The sequence below is a fragment of the Conexibacter woesei DSM 14684 genome, assembly GCF_000025265.1.
Classification (GTDB): domain Bacteria; phylum Actinomycetota; class Thermoleophilia; order Solirubrobacterales; family Solirubrobacteraceae; genus Conexibacter; species Conexibacter woesei.
Map to the genome: position 1 here is coordinate 5,050,679 of NC_013739.1, position 15,114 is coordinate 5,065,792.

Sequence of the window (15,114 nt, forward strand, 5' to 3'; positions counted from 1 at the left end):
CCGCTCGCGCGCGAGACCTTAGCGACGAAATTCCGGTGTGTCAGCTCACGTGCGCTGGGTGCTCGCGCGCACCCGCAGCCGCGACGGGACGATCCGCGGCGCCTCCGGCCGCTCCCCCTCTGTCAGCGCGACGAGCAGTGCCGCCGCGGCGGCACCCTGCAGCTCGGGCTGGAGGTCGATCGCGGTGATCGGCGGGTCGCCCTCGGCCGCCTGGTGGCTGTCGATCCCGCCGGCGACGAGCAGGTCCTGTGGGATCCGCAGGCCGCGCTCGCGCGCCGCCCGCACGACGCCGGTCGCGTAGCGCTCGGCGAGCGCGATGATCGCGTCCGGCCGGTCTGGGCGGTCGAGCAGCGCGCAGGCGCGGTCGTAGGCGCTCGTCTCGAGGTGGCGCAGGCTCGTCGGCTCGACGATCGGCGTGCGCTCGTGCTCCTCGCACCAGGCGCGGTAGGCCTGCTCGTTGTCGGCCGACCACGACCACGTCGAGTCGGCGCTCAGCAGCGCAATCCGCCTGCCGCCGGCGGCCGCGACGTGGTCGAGCAGCAGCCGCATGTTGCCGCGGTTGTCGCCCTCGACGTACCAGCGATGGTCGGGGCGGCCGAGGTCGCGCTCGATCGTCACGATCGGCAGCCCCAGCTCCTCGAACAGCGCGATGCGGGGGTCGTCGCGCGCGGGGTCGCAGAGGATCGCGCCGTCGACGCCCAGCTCGCGCAGGTCGTCGAGCGTCTCGATCGGCGGCGGCAGCAGCAGCGGGTGGCGGCGCGTGAAGGCGACGCGCGCGGCGGCGCTGGCGAGCTGCATGTAGTAGTCGAGGCTGAGCATCTCGCGCTCCTCGGCGACCGCGCCGACGCTCGGGATCACGAACGCGATCGTCCCGCTGCGGCCCGCGCGCAGCGCCTGCGCGGCGCGGCTCGCGCGGTAGCCGAGCTGCGCCGCGACCTGCTTGACGCGGGCGCGCGTCGCCGGGTCGACGGCGCCCTTGCCGTTGAGCGAGTGGGAGACGGTCGTGACCGAGACGCCGGCCGCAGCGGCGACGTCGCGGATCGTGACGCGGGGCGCGGCGGGGCGGCTCATCGGCACACAGTATCCGCCCGCCGGGGCGCCCGCTCGGATGCGGCGCGCTTGCCTCCCAAAACGTTTTGGTCTACGCTGCCGCGGATGCCGACCCGAGGAGAGCGGACGGCCGCGGATCTGGCGATCCTCGGCGCCCGCATACGCACGCTGGACCCCGCCCGGCCGTTCGCGAGCGCCGTCGCCGTGCGCGACGGCGAGATCGTCGCCGTCGGTGACGACGCTGCCGTCCGCGAGCACTGCGACGCCCGCACCGAGCTGGTCGACGGACGCGGGGTCGCGCTCGTGCCCGGCCTCGCCGACGCCCACATCCACCCCGTCTGGGGCGCCGAGCTGGCCGTCGGCGCCGACCTCAACGGCATCCGCACGCTCGACGGCGTGCGCGCCGCGCTGCGCGCCGAGGCGGCGCGCACGCCGGACGGCACGTGGGTCCGCGGCTGGGGGCTCGACTACGCCGTCTTCGACGGGATCGCGATCGAGGGACGGCTGGTCGAGGAGGCGGTCGGCGAGCGGCCCGCGCTGCTGCTGTTCTACGACCTCCACACCGCCGTCGCGACGCGCGCCGCGCTCGCCGCCGCCGGGATCGACGGCGCGCGCGCGTTCGAGGACGCCTCCGAGGTCGTGCTCGACGCCGACGGCCGCCCGACCGGCGCGCTCAACGAACCGAGCGCTTACCGGCTCGCGCTCGGCGCGCTCCCATCCGCGACCGGGGCCGGCCAGCGCCGGCAGGTCGGCGAGGTGATGCGGCGGCTGAACGCGCTCGGGCTGACGAGCGGCCACGCGATGGACGGCACGCCGGAGACGTTCACGCTGCTGCGCGAGCTGGAGGCCGCCGGCGAGCTGAGCGTACGGCTCGTCGCGCCGCTGTGGCAGCAGCCCGACGTGACCGACGAGCAGATCGCCGCGCAGCTCGCGCTGCGCGACGAGCGCGGCCGGCGCTGGCGGGGCGGGATCGCGAAGCTGTTCATCGACGGCGTGATCGACACCGGCACCGCGTGGCTCTACGAGCCCGACGCCGCCGGCGACGGCACGACCCCCTTCTGGCCCGATCCCGCACGCTACCGGGAGGTCGTCGCGCGCTTCGCCGGCGCCGGCTTCCAGTGCGTGACGCACGCCGTCGGCGACCGCGCCGTCGGCGAGGTGCTCGACGCCTACGGCGCCGCGATCGCCGCCGGTGCCCGCACCGCGAACGGCGCCCCGCACCGCGTCGAGCATCTCGAGACGCTGACCGACGCCGACATGCGGCGGCTCGCGACCGACGGCGTCGTCGCCTCGATGCAGCCGCTGCACATGCAGTGGCGCACCGGCGACGGGTCCGACGAGTGGACGCGCCGGCTCGGACCCGAGCGCGCGCGGCGCGCGTTCCGCACGCGCGACCTGCTCGACGCGGGCGCGCAGATCGCGCTCGGCTCCGACTGGCCCGTCGCCTCCGTCGACCCGCGCATCGGGATGGCGTGGGCGCGGCTGCGGCGGACGCCCGGCGTGCCGGACGCGCCGGTGTTCGAGCCGGATCAGACCTTGACCGCCGAGGAGGCCCTCCTCGGCTACACGACGTGGGCCGCCGCCGCGATCGGCGAGCAGGCCCGCCAGGGGCGGATCGCGACGGGGTACGTCGCGGACCTGACGGGCTTCGCGGAGGACCCCGTCGCGACGAGCGCCGACGCGCTCGTCGACCTGCCGGTGCGGTTGACCGTGGTGGACGGCGAGGTCGTCCACCGAGCCATCGACTGAGGAGCAGCAGATGAGCAGCGAAGCAAGCGACGCCGCCACCGGCGGCGGCGAAGGAACACGCCTGCGCAGCGGCACGGTCGGGATGTGGGACCTCGTCTTCTTCGTCGTCGCGGCGGCCGCGCCGCTGTCGGTGATGTCGGGCGTCTCCCCCCTCGCGATCCAGTTCGGCGGGCTCGGCGCGCCCGGCGGCTATCTCGTCGCGGGCATCGTGATGGCGGTCTTCGCGATCGGCTTCACCGCGATGAGCCGCTACGTCCGCAACGCCGGCGCGTTCTACGCGTACATCAGCAAGGGCTTCGGCCGCACGGTCGGCGTCGGCGCGGCGTTCGTCGCGGTGCTGTCGTACGTCGCGATCACGATCGGTTTCGTCCCGGCGCTCGGCGTCTTCGCGCACGACACCTTCGCCAGCGTCTTCGGGATCGACCTGCCGTGGACCGTCTGGGCGCTGCTCGGGCTCGTGATCGTCGCGTGGCTCGGCTACCACCAGATCGCGCTCAGCGCGAAGATCCTCGGCGTCCTGCTGATCCTCGAGGTCGTCGTGCTGCTGGTGCTCGCGGTGCCCGTGCTGCTGAGCGGCGGCGAGCACGGCCTCAGCGTCGACGGCTTCGCGCCGTCGCACGTCTTCGGCCCGCACGTCGGCGCGCTGTTCGTGCTCTCCTTCGGCGCCTTCCTCGGCTTCGAGTCGACGGCGATCTACAGCGAGGAGGCGAAGGACCCGCGCCGCACGGTGCGGCGCGCGACGTTCGTCGCGGTCGGCTTCCTCGCGATCTTCTACACGCTGATCGTGTGGGTCGGGATCATGGCCTACGGCCCCGACCAGGCGCTGAGAGCGGCGGCCGACGACCCGACCGGCATGTTCTTCGTCGCGATGGAGCGCTGGGTCGGCTCCGGCGCGACCGACGCGATGCACGTCCTGATCGTGACGAGCACGCTCGCCGCGACGCTCGCGTTCCACAACGCCTCTTCGCGGTACCTGCACGCGCTCGGCCGCGAGGGCGTGCTGCCGCGCGGCCTCGCGACGGCGGGCGCGAAGACGGGGGCGCCGGTCGTCGCGAGCCTCACGGTCACGGTCCTGACCATCGTCGTCGTCGGCGTCTCGGCGGCGTTCGGCGCCAAGCCCTACGAGCAGATCTTCCTGTGGACGAACGGCCCCGGGATCCTCGGGCTGATCATGCTGATGGCGCTCTGCTCGGCCGCCGTCGTCGCGTACTTCCGCCGCTCGCCGCACGACGCGTCGCTCGTGCAGCGCGTGTTCGCGCCGGCGCTGGCGTGCGCAACGCTGAGCGCGACGAGCGTCCTGATCGTCAAGAACTTCGACCTGCTGACGGCCGCCGACTCGACGACGAACGTGCTGCTGATCGGCACGCTCCCGGTCGCGTTCGTCATCGGGATCGGGGTCGCGCTGCGGATCCGCAGCCGCGACCGCGAAGCGTTCCAGCGGCTGACGACGACGAGCATCGCAGAGGTGGAGGCGTGAGCGCGACGGAGCCCGTCGCGCTCGGCGGCGCCTACCGTGCCGTCGTCTGCCAGATGGAGACGGAGAACGCCGTCGACCGCGCGGCGCTGGAGCGCAACCTCGACCACCTCTGCGAGATGGTCGACTGGGCGGTCGAGGGCGCGATGGCGATGGGCGCGCCGGTCGGGCTCGTCGTCGCGCCGGAGCTGTCGATCCACGGCGCGGCCGGCTACAGCTGGTCCGAGCAGCGCAGGCTCGCGTGCGACATCCCTGGTCCCGAGACCGAGCGGCTGGCGGAGAAGGCGCGCGAGTACGGCATCCACCTCGTGCCCGGCTCGCTGCTCGAACGCGACCCGGACAGCGACGCGATCTTCAACACGCTCGTGCTGTTCGGTCCCGACGGCGAGCTGCTGTGGCGCTACCGCAAGCTCAACGTCTGGCACCCGCTGGAGCCGACGCAGTCGCCGGTCGACCTGCTCGACCACGGCTACGACGTCGAGCGCTATCCGCTGCTGCCGGTCGCGCGGACCACGATCGGCAATGTCGGCGGGCTGGTCTGTTACGACGCGCTCTTCCCCGAGGTCACGCGCCAGCTCGCCTACGACGGCGCCGAGGTGCTGGTGCGCGCCTCGGCGTTCATGGACCCGTGGGGCAGCGGCCCGGGCGGCGCGTCACTCGCGACCGACCGCGTCCGCGCGCTGGAGTCGATGGCGTACATGGTCAGCTGCCACCAGGGCGCGTCGCTGCGCAGCAGCCCGCCGTACTCGTGGACGGCGCCAAGCGCGGTGATCGACTTCGAGGGCCGCGTGCTGGCGGAGGCGCAGGTCGGCGAGCGGATCGTCCACGCGCGGCTCGACGTCGCGAGCCTGCGTGAGCACCGCCGCTCGACGCTCGCGTTCAACGTGCTCGCGCAGGGCCGGCACGAGGCGTACGACTACCTCGACCGCTCGCCCTCGCCTCCGCGGCCGGAGCTGGCGACGGCGAACGACCTCCACGTGCGCGACTACGAGCGCGCCGCGACCGCCGGCCATGAGGCGTTCTGGAGCGCGTACTACGGCGAGCCGTGCAGGTTCCCGACGCTGTCGGCGCCGTTCTGGCGCGCGCAGCGGGAGCGGGCCGAGCGCGAGCGGGCGCGATGAGCACGCTCGTCCGGATCGGCGTCGTCGAGTTGGCGGCCGGCGTGCTGACCGGCTGGCTGATGGTGCTCGCGAGCGAGGAGCGCGGTCGCAGACGCTGGGGGATCGTCGCCCCGCACCGCATCCGGCAGGGCCACATCGACCTGCTGATGATGGGCACGATCCTCGTCGCGGTCGGCGCGGCGGTCGACGACCCGCCGCTGCTGGCGGCGGTCGCGATCGTCGCGGGCTCGTGGATCGCGCCGCTGCTGTTCTTCCCGCTCGCGCGCTGGCCGCAGGCGGGCGACGCGGCCGTCTACAAGCTGCTCGACCGCGCCGGCTTCGTGCTGCTGTCGGCGGGCTGGGTCGTGCTCGCCGCACACGTGCTCACGGCGTGAGCGGCGCGCGGCGGGCGCGGATCAGCTCGCCGCCAGCCCGATCGGGCAGGAGACGCCGGTGCCGCCGAGGCCGCAGTAGCCGTCCGGGTTCTTCGCGAGGTACTGCTGGTGGTAGTCCTCGGCGTAGTAGAACGGTCTCTCGGCGGCGATCTCAGTCGTGATCTCGCCGTAGCCGGACTGCTGCAGCTGCGACTGGAACATCTCGCGCGAGGCGAGCGCCTGCTTGTGCTGCTCCTCGCTCGTCCAGTAGATCGCGGAGCGGTACTGGGTGCCGACGTCGTTGCCCTGGCGCATCCCCTGGGTCGGGTCGTGGTTCTCCCAGAACAGCTTCAGCAGCTCGTCGTAGCTCGTTCTCGCCGGGTCGAAGACGACGAGGACGGCCTCGGTGTGGCCGGTCTGCGCGGAGCAGACCTCCTCGTAGGTCGGGTTCTCCGTGAAGCCGCCCGCGTAGCCGACGGCGGTCGTGTAGACGCCGGGCGCCTGCCAGAAGACGCGCTCGGCGCCCCAGAAGCAGCCGAGCCCGAAGATCGCACGCTCATAGCCGTCGGGGAACGGCGGCTGCAGCGGCGTGCCGAGCACCTCGTGCTTGGCGGGAACGGGGATCGCCACGTCGCGCCCGGACAGCGCGCGCTCGGCGTCCACCATGTCGGTCTTGCGCGTGAGAAATCGCATGAATTCAATGTACTCGCGGCGTGAACGCCCGCCCGACCAGCACCCCGCCGCGCGCGACCAGGTACGCCGCGACCATCAGCCCCGCGACGGAGGCGCCGGCCGCGACCTTCGCGTAGTAGGAGAGGTACAGGCCGGCAAGGCCCGCGAGCACCGCGATCGCGAACGACAGCGCCATCATCGCCCCCAGCCGGCGCGTCAGCAGCCGGGCCGCCGCGGCCGGCGCGACGAGCACGGCGACGACGAGCAGGTTCCCCAGCCCCTGCACCGCGACGAGCACCGCGATCGCGAGCAGCACCAGCAGCGCCGCGTCGGCGAGCAGCGGCGAGGCCCCGACCGAGCGCGCGCTGGTGCGGTCGAAGCCGACCGCCAGCAGCCGCCAGTGCAGCAGCCACAGCGCGACGAGCACGACCGTGGCGAGCGCGGCGCCGAGCAGCAGGTCGCCCTCGGTCGTGCCGAGGATGTCGCCGAACAGCAGCCCCTGGATCCCGGCCGGCACGTCGGGGCTCAGCGCCAGCAGCGCGCCGAGGCCGAACAGCGACGTGACGACGACCGCGACGCCGTTGTCGCGGCCGATCCCCGGGATCCGCCCGGCGAGCGCGACCGCGAGCGCCGCGACGACGATCCCGACGGCGCCGCCGAGCACGAGCGGGATCCCGATCAGCGAGGCGGCGACGAGCCCCGGGAACATCCCGTGCGCGAGCGACTCGGCGCCGTAGGACAGCTCCGAGAGCACGATCCAGCAGCCGAGCGCGCCGCCGACGGCGCCGAGGATCACGATCTCCAGCAGCGCCCGCTGCATGATCGCCTGCGAGAACGGCTCGGTGAGGACGTCCACTAGTGGTCGTGGTCGTGGTGGTGGGGCGGCAGGATCGCGAGGCGGCCGGCGTCCTCGCCGCCGGGCAGCGTCACGATCGAGCCGCCGTAGGTGGCGGCGAGCACGTCGAGCGTCAGCGTCGGCTGCGGCGCGCCGAACGCGACCTGGCGCCGGTTGAGGCAGAGGACCTTGTCCCACGCGCGCGCCTGGTCGACGTCGTGGGTGGCGATCAGCACGCCGCGCCCCTCCTCGGCCAGCTCCCGCAGCAGCCCCTCCAGCCGCTCGGCGCTGACCGAGTCGAGGCCGGTGAACGGCTCGTCGAGCAGCACGATGCGCGCGTCCTGGACGAGCGCGCGAGCGACGAGCACGCGCTGGCGCTGGCCGCCGGACAGCTCGCCGAACGAGCGCTCGGCGAGGTGGTCGAGGCCGACCCGCTTCAGCGCGGCGTGGGCGGCGGCGCGCTCCGCGCGGCCGGGGCGCTTCCACCACGGGCGGCCGGCGATCGCGCCCATCAGCGCGACGTCGAGCGCGGAGACGGGGAAGTCGAGCCGCGAGCGCTCGGTCTGCGGGACCGTGCCGCAGCGGCCGGCGAGATCGAGCGTCCCGGAGAGCGGCTGCAGCTCCCCCAGCAGCGCGCGGAAGAGCGTCGTCTTGCCGCCGCCGTTGGGGCCGAGCACGCCGACGCGCTCGCCCGCGGCGAGCGCGAAGGTGACGTCGCTGAGGACGGGCGCGGCGCCGTAGCCGACGGCGAGCCCGTCGGCGCGGACGAGCGGCGCGCTCATGCGGCCACGCTCTCAGACTGCGCCCGCGCGCGCACGTGCGTGAGCGCCGCGGCGCCGGCGCGGCCGACCGCGACGAGGACGAAGACGCCGCCGGCGATCACGGCGATCGTGGCGCCGGGCGGGGCGTTGGTCTCGAACGCCATCCACAGCCCGGCCGTGCCCTCGGCGGCGGCGAGCAGCGTCGTGGCGACCTGCCAGGGCAGGATCTGCCGCGTCACCATCCGCGTCGTCGCGGCCGGCACGACGAGCAGTGCGGTCGCGAGCAGCGCGCCGACGGCCGACAGCGTCGCGACCGCGGCGAGCGCGATCAGCACCAGCAACGCGAGGTCGGCTGCCGGCGAGCGGACCCCGAGACCGCGCGCGGCGCCGGGGTCGAAGCCGACCGTCAGCCAGCGCTGGCCGAGCACGAGCGTGGCGAGCAGCGCGAGCGCGGCGACGAGCACCGCGAGCCGGACGTCGCCGGGGCCGATCGCCAGCAGGCTGCCGAACAGCAGCGACTCGACGTTCGCGCCCGACTCGAACACGTCGGAGGCGAGCACCACGCCGATCGCGAGCGCGGCGACGAGCACGAGCGCCGTGAGGCTGTCGTGGCCGCTGCGGGCGCGCGCGGCGAGCTGGCCGACGGTGAGCGCGAACAGCAGCGCGACGCCGAAGGCGCCGAGCGTCGCCGAGAAGCCGAGCCCGTCGGCCAGCACGAGCCCCGGGAAGGCGGCCGCCGCGACGCCGTGGGCGTAGAACGCGAGCCCGCGCAGGACGATCCACGTGCCGAGCGTCCCGGCCGCCAGCGACAGCACCAGCAGCTCGACGAGCGCGCGCTGCATGAACGGGAGATCGAACGCCTCGAGCACGGCCGCTCAGTCTAGATGAGAACGAGTCTAATTCGGATCGTCCCGCTAGCATCAGTGCCGATGGGCCATACGCACTCCCATTCTCAGCCTGCGGTCGACTGGCAGGCGCACACACTCGACACGCTCTCCGCCGCCGGCCACCGCAAGGGCGGCGCGCGCAACGCCGTCGTCGAGCTGCTCGCCGCGCAGGACTGCGCGCTGACCGCGCAGGAGATCGACGACCGGCTCCGCTCCAGCGGCCGCACCGTCGGCCGCGCGAGCGTCTACCGCATCCTCGAGCTGCTGACCGAGCTGAAGCTCGTCCAGCGGATCGACGTCGGCCAGGGGATCGCCCGCTACGAGCGCCACCAGCCCGACGGCGACCACCACCATCACCTCGTCTGCGACAACTGCGGAACGATCGAGCCGTTCGAGGACCCGTCGCTGGAGCAGGCGATCGAGCAGGTCTCCGAGCGCCTCAGCTTCGCCGTCGACGAGCACGACGTCGTGCTCCACGGCGCCTGCAGCGACTGCCGCGCGTCGTAGCGCGCGCACGGCTCACGCGGGCGACTCAGCGCGCCGCCGGCGTCGCTCAGCCGGCGCGCTCGGCAGGGTCGAGGATCCGGCGGATGGTCAGCGCCACCCACTGGAAGAAGTCTCGCGTGATCGGCATCGCGGCAGTCTCCGCGCTGGACCTAAGCGCTTCCTGAAGAGCCCGTTGGAGCAGGATGAGAATCGGCCGCGAGCTGCGCGGCGGCGTCGATGATCATGTCCTCCTGCCCGCCGACGATCCGCCGCCGGCCCAGCTCCATCAGCACCGCCCGCGGCTCGACGCCGAACTTGGCCGCCGCCCGCTCGGCGTGCAGCAGGAACGAGCTGTAGACGCCCGCGTAGCCGAGCGACAGCGCGGTCCGGTCGATGATCTGCGGCCGCTCCATCAGCGACGCGACGACGTCCTCTGCGACATCCATCAGCGGGAACAGCTCCACCCCCGTCGCGTGGCCGGAGCGCTCCAGCGCTGCCGCCAGCACCTCCAGCTGCGCGTTCCCCGCGCCCGCCCCGAGACCGCGCAGCGAGCCGTCGAGCCACGTCGCGCCGGCATCGGCGGCCGCCAACGCGTTCCCGACCCCGCAGCCGAGGTTGTTGTGCGCGTGGAAGCCGACCTCCGTCGCGCCGTCGAGCCCGTCGCGCAGCGCCCGCACCCGCTCGGCGGCCGTGCGCGGCACCATCGCGCCGGCCGAGTCGACGATGTAGACGACCGACGCGCCGTAGGACTCCATCAGCCGCGCCTGCACGGCCAGCTCCGCCGGCTCGATCATGTGGCTCATCATCAGGAAGCCGATCGCGCGCATCCCGTGCTCGGCCGCCCACCCGATGTGCTGCTCGGCGATGTCCGCCTCCGTGCAGTGCGTCGCGACCCGCGCGACCGAGGCGCCGAGCCGCTGCGCCGCCTGCAGCCGGGTGAGCGTCCCGATGCCGGGCAGCAGCAGCGCCGCGATCTGCGCGCGCTGCACGACCGACGCCGCCGCCTCGATCAGCGCCTCGTCGGAGAACGCCGCCTTCCCGTACTGGATCGAGGAGCCGCCGACGCCGTCACCGTGCGACACCTCGATCGCGTCGACGCCGGCGCGGTCGAGCCCGGCGGCGACGAGCGCGACCTGCTCCGGCGAGAAGCTGTGCCGGACCGAGTGCATCCCGTCGCGCAGCGACGAGTCGACGAGCCGGATCACGACGCCGCCCCCGCCATCATCCGCTCCGCCAGCCGCTCGCCGACCTGGGCCGCAGCGGCGGTCATGATGTCGAGGTTGCCCGCGTACGGCGCCAAGAAGTCGCCCGCGCCCTCGATCTCCAGCAGCACCGTCACGAGCTCGCCGTCGACGTCGCACAGCCTGAGCCTGACGCCCGGCACGTAGGAGCGCATCGCCTCCAGCATCGCCAGGACAGAGTCCTCGATCGCGGCCGCGTCAGGCCGGCGGACCTGCGCGAAGACGGTGTCGCGCATCAGGATCGGCGGCTCGGCCGGGTTGAGGATGATGATCGCCTTGCCCTCGTCCGCACCGCCGACGCGCTCCAGGCCGCGCGCCGTCGTCTCGGTGAACTCGTCGATGTTCTGGCGGGTGCCGGGGCCGGCGCTGCGCGAGGAGATCGTCGCGACGATCTCGGCGTAGGCGACGTCGGCGACGCGGTCGATCGCGTGCACCATCGGGATCGTCGCCTGGCCGCCGCACGTGACCATGTTGAGATCGGGCGCGTCGAGGTGGGCGTCGAGGTTGACCGACGGCACGACGTACGGCCCGACCGCGGCCGGCGTCAGGTCGACGCACGTCTTGCCGGCGGCGGCCAGCAGCGGCGCGTGCTCGCGGTGCGCTCTGGCGCCGGTCGCGTCGAAGACGAGCGGCACGTCGTCGCGCTCCAGCACCGCCTCGATCCCGCGCGCGCTCGCCTCGACGCCGAGCGCGCGCGCCCGTTCCAGCCCCGGCGAGTCCTCGTAGACGCCGACCATCAGCGCAGTCTCGACCGCCTCGCTGCGCTGCAGCTTCATCAGCAGGTCGGTGCCGATGTTCCCGGGGCCGAGCACCGCGGCCTTGATCCCCATGCGTCCCCCTTGTCGAGAGGACCGACCCTAGCCGATTCAGCGGCCGCCGAGCGCGGCCCGGACGGCCGCACCGAAATCGCGTGGCTCGTCGTTGACGCCGAGCGGCGGCGGCGTGCGCACGAGCATCTCCTCGCGCAGCCCGTCGACCAGCGGCCGCACGAGCGCCCGCTCGACCGGCGTCACGAGCTGGACCCAGTAGGAGGAGAGCCGCGGCGACAGCACCGGCACGCGCACGATCGCCGGGCGACGCCGGCCCATCGCGTCGGCCGTCAGCTCCATCATCCGGCGATACGACAGCGGCTCGGGGCCGCCCAGCTCGACGTCGCCGGTCACGTCGCGGCGATCGCGCAGCACCGACAGCGCGCCGACGACGTCGTCGATCGCGATCGGCTGCGTGCGCGTCTCGATCCAGCGCGGGCAGATCATCGCGGGCAGCCGGCCGACGAGCGCGCGCAGCATCTGGAACGAGGCGCTGCCGGCGCCGATCACCATCGCCGCGCGCACGTGCACGAACTCCTCGACGTGCTCGCCGAGCAGCCGCGCGACCTCGTCGCGGCTGCGCAGGTGGGCTGACGAGGCGTCGTCGCCGGCGAGCCCTCCGAGGTAGATCACGCGCCGCACGCCGGCGCGCGCCGCCGCGCGGCCGAAGCCCTCCGCCGCGGCGCGGTCGCGCGCCTCGAAGTCGCCGTCGCCGCCGCGGCCCATCGAGTGGATCAGGTAGTACGCGATCTCCACGCCGTCGAGCGCTTCCGCGAGCCCTTCCCCGCTGACGGCGTCGCCCTGCACGACGCGCGCGCCGGCCGGCGCCAAGGCCGGGTCGGGCCGGCGCATCAGCAGCCGCAGCTCGCCGCCGGAGGCGTCGGCCGCGCCGGCGAGGTGCGGCGCGAGGCGGCCACCGACGTAACCGGTCGCGCCGGTGAGGAGGACGGTGGGCATACCGCAGGTACGGACCGTGGCCGGTCCGCGGTCATCGTGATATAGTTGCGTGTGCAATCAACTCAACGACCGACCACCAGGACCCGGAGGGGACGATGCAGCAGCTCGAAGGCATCCACCACATCAGCTCCATCACCGGAGACGCCGCGCGCAACGTGGACTTCTACGTGCGGGTCCTCGGCATGCGCATGGTCAAGAAGACGGTCAACCAGGACGAGCCGTCCGTCTACCACCTCTTCTACGCCGACGAGCAGGGCAGCCCCGGCGCGGACATGACGTTCTTCGAATACCCCGGCGCCCGCCGCGGCCGCGCCGGCGCGGGCATGATCAACCGGATCGTGCTGCGAGTCGGCTCCGAGGCGTCGCTCGACTACTGGCGCCTGCGCCTCGCCGACGAGCAGATCGAGGCCGAGCGCGACCGCCAGTCGCTGCGCTTCGACGATCCCGAGGGCCTCGGGCTGGAGCTGATCGTCGACGAGAGCGGCGACCCGCCGCTCACCGCGGTCTCGCCCGACGTCCCGGCCGAGCACGCGATCCGCGGCTTCGCAGGCGTGCGCGTCTACAGCGCCGACCCCGCCCGCAGCGCGGCGCTGCTGCGCGACGTGCTCGGCTTCGCCGCCGAGGACGACGACCTCACCCGTTGGGAGGCGCGCGGCGAGAAGCGCGGCGGCTTCTACCAGTACGAGACGCCGCCGGAGGAGCGCGGCGTGCAGGGCGCGGGCACGGTCCACCACATCGCGTTCGCCTCCTACGACGACGACATCGAGGCGTGGAATGAGCGCGTCACCGCAGCCGGCGGCCACACCTCCGGCCTCGTGGACCGTTTCTGGTTCAGAAGCGTCTACTTCCGCGAGCCGAGCGGCGTGCTGTTCGAGCTGGCGACGCTCGGGCCCGGCTTCACCAGCGACGAGCCGCTCGAGCACCTCGGCGAGACGCTCGTGCTGCCGCCGAAGTTCGAGCACCTGCGCGCCCAGATCGAGCCGGCGCTGACGCCACTGCCGAACCCGCGCGCCGCGACGTCCGCGAGCTGACCAACCGGCGCGCCCGGCAGGCTCTGCCGGGCGCGTCTTCTAGGATCCATCCGAGGGCCGCATCGTTCGCGGCCCGGAAGGGTTCCATCGAGGACCCCCACGACTTGAGCCGCGGAGGCCCCGATGAACCCCGAGATCGACCGACGAGAACTGCTGCGCGCCGCCGGCATCGGAGCCGCCGGCGTCGGCCTGCTCGGGGTCGCGGGGTGCGGGAGCGGCGACGGGACGGCGAATGCCGCGCGCGGCGAGACGGCGACGATCGCGGTCAAGCCGAAGCCGCCGCGGACGCCGGTGCGGGTCGGCAGAAAGCTGAAGAAGGGCGACGTCCCGAACCTGCTGCTCGTGATCATCGACTCCGTCCGCGCCGACGCGCTCGGCTCCTACGGCCGCCGCAACGCGCACACGCCGAACCTCGACGCGCTCGCGCGCGAGTCGCTGCGCTTCACCGAGTGCTACCCGGAGTCGTTCCCGACCGGCCCAGCGCGCGCGACGATCTTCGGCGGCTCGCGCCTGTTCCCGTTTCGCGACTGGAAGGCGCCGGCCGATATGCCCGGCACGCCCGGCTGGCAGGCGGTGCCGGACGTGAACCTGATCTCGACGCTCAGACGCGCCGGCTACTGGACCGGCTTCGCGGTCGACACGCCGTGGGTGATGGTCGGCTCCCAGCAGCCGTTCCTGCGCGACTGGGACAGATACGTCCCGGTCAAGGGCCAGACCGGCACGGTCACCGCCGACCAGTCGAAGATCAGCGACGCCGAGCTGGCGAAGTGGGTCGCGCCGAAGATCATCGACTCCAGCTCGGGTCAGAAGATGCGCCAGTACCTGGCCAACCAGCTCGGGCGCAGAAACGAGGACGAGTACCTCCCCGCGCGCGTCTTCACCGAGGGGATGCGGCTGCTGGAGGAAGGGTCGAAGTCGAGAAAGCCGTTCGCGATCGCGATCGACTGCTTCGACCCGCACGAGCCGTGGGACCCGCCGGAGAGATACCTCAAGCTGCACGGCGGCGACCTCGACCGCGCCTGGAACCCCGGCACGGTCCTCAACGGCACCGCCAGATCGAACGGCCTCGCGCCGCGCGACGTCAAGCAGATGCAGGCGCTCTACTACGCCGAGCTGACGATGGCCGACCGCTGGTTCGGCAACTTCATGCAGCGCTTCCACGAGCTGGGCCTCGAGAGAGACACGATCGTGATGTTCCTCTCCGACCACGGCTTCCTGCTCGGCGAGCGCGGCTACGTCGCGAAGTTCGCATGGGAGCTGCACCCGGAGCTGACCCACGTGCCGATGCTGCTGCGCCGCCCCGACGGGACGGGCGCGCGCAAGAAGACCGACTTCTACGCGCAGACCGAGGACGTCGCCGCGACGCTGCTCGGCGCGACCGGGATCAAGCAGCCCGAGTGGATGGACGGCATCGACCTGATGCCGCTGTCCGAGGGCAAGAAGCCGAAGAAGAGACGCGACTACGTCACCGGCTCCTACAGCTCCGTCGTCTTCGCGCGCGATCGCAACTGGTCCTACATCGCCGACAGCCAGGGCGGCAGACCGGAGCTGTACAACCTCCGGCGCGACCGCCGCGAGGTCCGCAACCTCGCGGGCAGCAACGCCGCGCAGGTCCGCAAGATGTACCGCGGCATGCTCGTCAGAGACGCCGGCGGGCCGCTGCCGAAGTTCACGTAGCGGGCGTCACG

Annotated in this window: 15 protein-coding genes; 7 read left to right on the forward strand and 8 right to left on the reverse strand. The window is 73.3% G+C overall.

The window, feature by feature from the left end; translation table 11 throughout:
- Positions 1 to 45: 45 nt before the first annotated feature.
- Positions 46 to 1,071, reverse strand: coding sequence for a LacI family DNA-binding transcriptional regulator (locus tag CWOE_RS23780; protein ID WP_012936197.1), 1,026 nt, complete (start codon positions 1,069 to 1,071; stop codon positions 46 to 48).
- 84 nt (positions 1,072 to 1,155) lie between these two features.
- Here CWOE_RS23780 and CWOE_RS23785 point away from each other — a divergent pair, with 84 nt between their 5' ends.
- From CWOE_RS23785 to CWOE_RS23800, 4 genes are read left to right on the forward strand one after another with little or no spacing between them, the layout of a single operon-like run.
- A complete protein-coding gene (locus CWOE_RS23785; RefSeq protein ID WP_012936198.1) occupies positions 1,156 to 2,799 on the forward strand; it encodes an amidohydrolase in 1,644 nt (547 codons plus the stop codon).
- Between the two features lie 10 nt (positions 2,800 to 2,809).
- Complete coding sequence (locus CWOE_RS23790) at positions 2,810 to 4,276, forward strand: APC family permease (protein WP_012936199.1); 1,467 nt, start codon at positions 2,810 to 2,812, stop codon at positions 4,274 to 4,276.
- On the forward strand, positions 4,273 to 5,394 hold the full coding sequence (locus CWOE_RS23795) for a nitrilase-related carbon-nitrogen hydrolase (protein ID WP_012936200.1): 1,122 nt from the start codon (positions 4,273 to 4,275) through the stop codon (positions 5,392 to 5,394). Before CWOE_RS23790 ends, CWOE_RS23795 begins: the two co-directional genes overlap by 4 nt.
- Positions 5,391 to 5,768 carry a hypothetical protein gene (locus CWOE_RS23800; protein ID WP_012936201.1) on the forward strand — a complete coding sequence of 126 codons (378 nt, stop codon included), beginning with the start codon at positions 5,391 to 5,393 and terminating at the stop codon, positions 5,766 to 5,768. Before CWOE_RS23795 ends, CWOE_RS23800 begins: the two co-directional genes overlap by 4 nt.
- Before the next feature lie 21 nt (positions 5,769 to 5,789).
- Here CWOE_RS23800 and msrA read toward each other — a convergent pair whose 3' ends face one another.
- From msrA to CWOE_RS23820, 4 genes are read right to left on the reverse strand one after another with little or no spacing between them, the layout of a single operon-like run.
- Positions 5,790 to 6,449, reverse strand: coding sequence for a peptide-methionine (S)-S-oxide reductase MsrA (gene msrA, locus CWOE_RS23805; RefSeq protein WP_407641507.1), 660 nt, complete (start codon positions 6,447 to 6,449; stop codon positions 5,790 to 5,792).
- The gene (locus tag CWOE_RS23810; RefSeq protein ID WP_012936203.1) at positions 6,445 to 7,275 is read right to left on the reverse strand and encodes a metal ABC transporter permease; all 831 of its coding nucleotides are present in this window, start codon (positions 7,273 to 7,275) and stop codon (positions 6,445 to 6,447) included. Before CWOE_RS23810 ends, msrA begins: the two co-directional genes overlap by 5 nt.
- Positions 7,275 to 8,036, reverse strand: a complete 762-nt coding sequence (locus CWOE_RS23815; RefSeq protein WP_012936204.1) for a metal ABC transporter ATP-binding protein — start codon at positions 8,034 to 8,036, stop codon at positions 7,275 to 7,277. Before CWOE_RS23815 ends, CWOE_RS23810 begins: the two co-directional genes overlap by 1 nt.
- Positions 8,033 to 8,884, reverse strand: coding sequence for a metal ABC transporter permease (locus CWOE_RS23820; protein WP_012936205.1), 852 nt, complete (start codon positions 8,882 to 8,884; stop codon positions 8,033 to 8,035). The genes CWOE_RS23815 and CWOE_RS23820 overlap by 4 nt, the downstream gene beginning before the upstream one ends.
- A gap of 60 nt (positions 8,885 to 8,944) precedes the next feature.
- Between CWOE_RS23820 and CWOE_RS23825 the strand changes: the two genes are divergently transcribed.
- Complete coding sequence (locus CWOE_RS23825) at positions 8,945 to 9,409, forward strand: Fur family transcriptional regulator (RefSeq protein ID WP_012936206.1); 465 nt, start codon at positions 8,945 to 8,947, stop codon at positions 9,407 to 9,409.
- Positions 9,410 to 9,558: 149 nt separating this feature from the next.
- On the opposite strand, the gene dmpG is transcribed toward CWOE_RS23825, so the two are convergent.
- From dmpG to CWOE_RS23840, 3 genes are read right to left on the reverse strand one after another with little or no spacing between them, the layout of a single operon-like run.
- Positions 9,559 to 10,593, reverse strand: coding sequence for a 4-hydroxy-2-oxovalerate aldolase (gene dmpG, locus CWOE_RS23830; protein ID WP_012936207.1), 1,035 nt, complete (start codon positions 10,591 to 10,593; stop codon positions 9,559 to 9,561).
- Entirely contained in the window at positions 10,590 to 11,459 is an 870-nt protein-coding gene (locus CWOE_RS23835) for an acetaldehyde dehydrogenase (acetylating) (RefSeq protein WP_012936208.1), read from the reverse strand. The genes dmpG and CWOE_RS23835 overlap by 4 nt, the downstream gene beginning before the upstream one ends.
- Before the next feature lie 36 nt (positions 11,460 to 11,495).
- Complete coding sequence (locus CWOE_RS23840) at positions 11,496 to 12,395, reverse strand: NAD(P)H-binding protein (protein ID WP_012936209.1); 900 nt, start codon at positions 12,393 to 12,395, stop codon at positions 11,496 to 11,498.
- A gap of 95 nt (positions 12,396 to 12,490) precedes the next feature.
- On the opposite strand from CWOE_RS23840, the gene CWOE_RS23845 reads away from it, so the two are divergent.
- Entirely contained in the window at positions 12,491 to 13,426 is a 936-nt protein-coding gene (locus tag CWOE_RS23845) for a ring-cleaving dioxygenase (protein WP_012936210.1), read from the forward strand.
- Positions 13,427 to 13,549: 123 nt separating this feature from the next.
- A complete protein-coding gene (locus tag CWOE_RS23850; protein WP_012936211.1) occupies positions 13,550 to 15,103 on the forward strand; it encodes a sulfatase family protein in 1,554 nt (517 codons plus the stop codon).
- Positions 15,104 to 15,114 lie beyond the last annotated feature (11 nt).

Excerpts from the sequence above, each read along its gene's own strand:
- CWOE_RS23780 (WP_012936197.1), bottom strand. The coding sequence starts at position 1,071 with ATGAGCCGCCCCGCCGCGCCCCGCGTCACGATCCGCGACGTCGCCGCT.
- CWOE_RS23785 (WP_012936198.1), top strand. The coding sequence starts at position 1,156 with ATGCCGACCCGAGGAGAGCGGACGGCCGCGGATCTGGCGATCCTCGGC.
- CWOE_RS23790 (WP_012936199.1), top strand. The coding sequence starts at position 2,810 with ATGAGCAGCGAAGCAAGCGACGCCGCCACCGGCGGCGGCGAAGGAACA.
- CWOE_RS23800 (WP_012936201.1), top strand. The coding sequence starts at position 5,391 with ATGAGCACGCTCGTCCGGATCGGCGTCGTCGAGTTGGCGGCCGGCGTG.
- CWOE_RS23815 (WP_012936204.1), bottom strand. The coding sequence starts at position 8,036 with ATGAGCGCGCCGCTCGTCCGCGCCGACGGGCTCGCCGTCGGCTACGGC.
- CWOE_RS23825 (WP_012936206.1), top strand. The coding sequence starts at position 8,945 with ATGGGCCATACGCACTCCCATTCTCAGCCTGCGGTCGACTGGCAGGCG.
- CWOE_RS23835 (WP_012936208.1), bottom strand. The coding sequence starts at position 11,459 with ATGGGGATCAAGGCCGCGGTGCTCGGCCCCGGGAACATCGGCACCGAC.
- CWOE_RS23840 (WP_012936209.1), bottom strand. The coding sequence starts at position 12,395 with ATGCCCACCGTCCTCCTCACCGGCGCGACCGGTTACGTCGGTGGCCGC.
- CWOE_RS23845 (WP_012936210.1), top strand. The coding sequence starts at position 12,491 with ATGCAGCAGCTCGAAGGCATCCACCACATCAGCTCCATCACCGGAGAC.
- CWOE_RS23850 (WP_012936211.1), top strand. The coding sequence starts at position 13,550 with ATGAACCCCGAGATCGACCGACGAGAACTGCTGCGCGCCGCCGGCATC.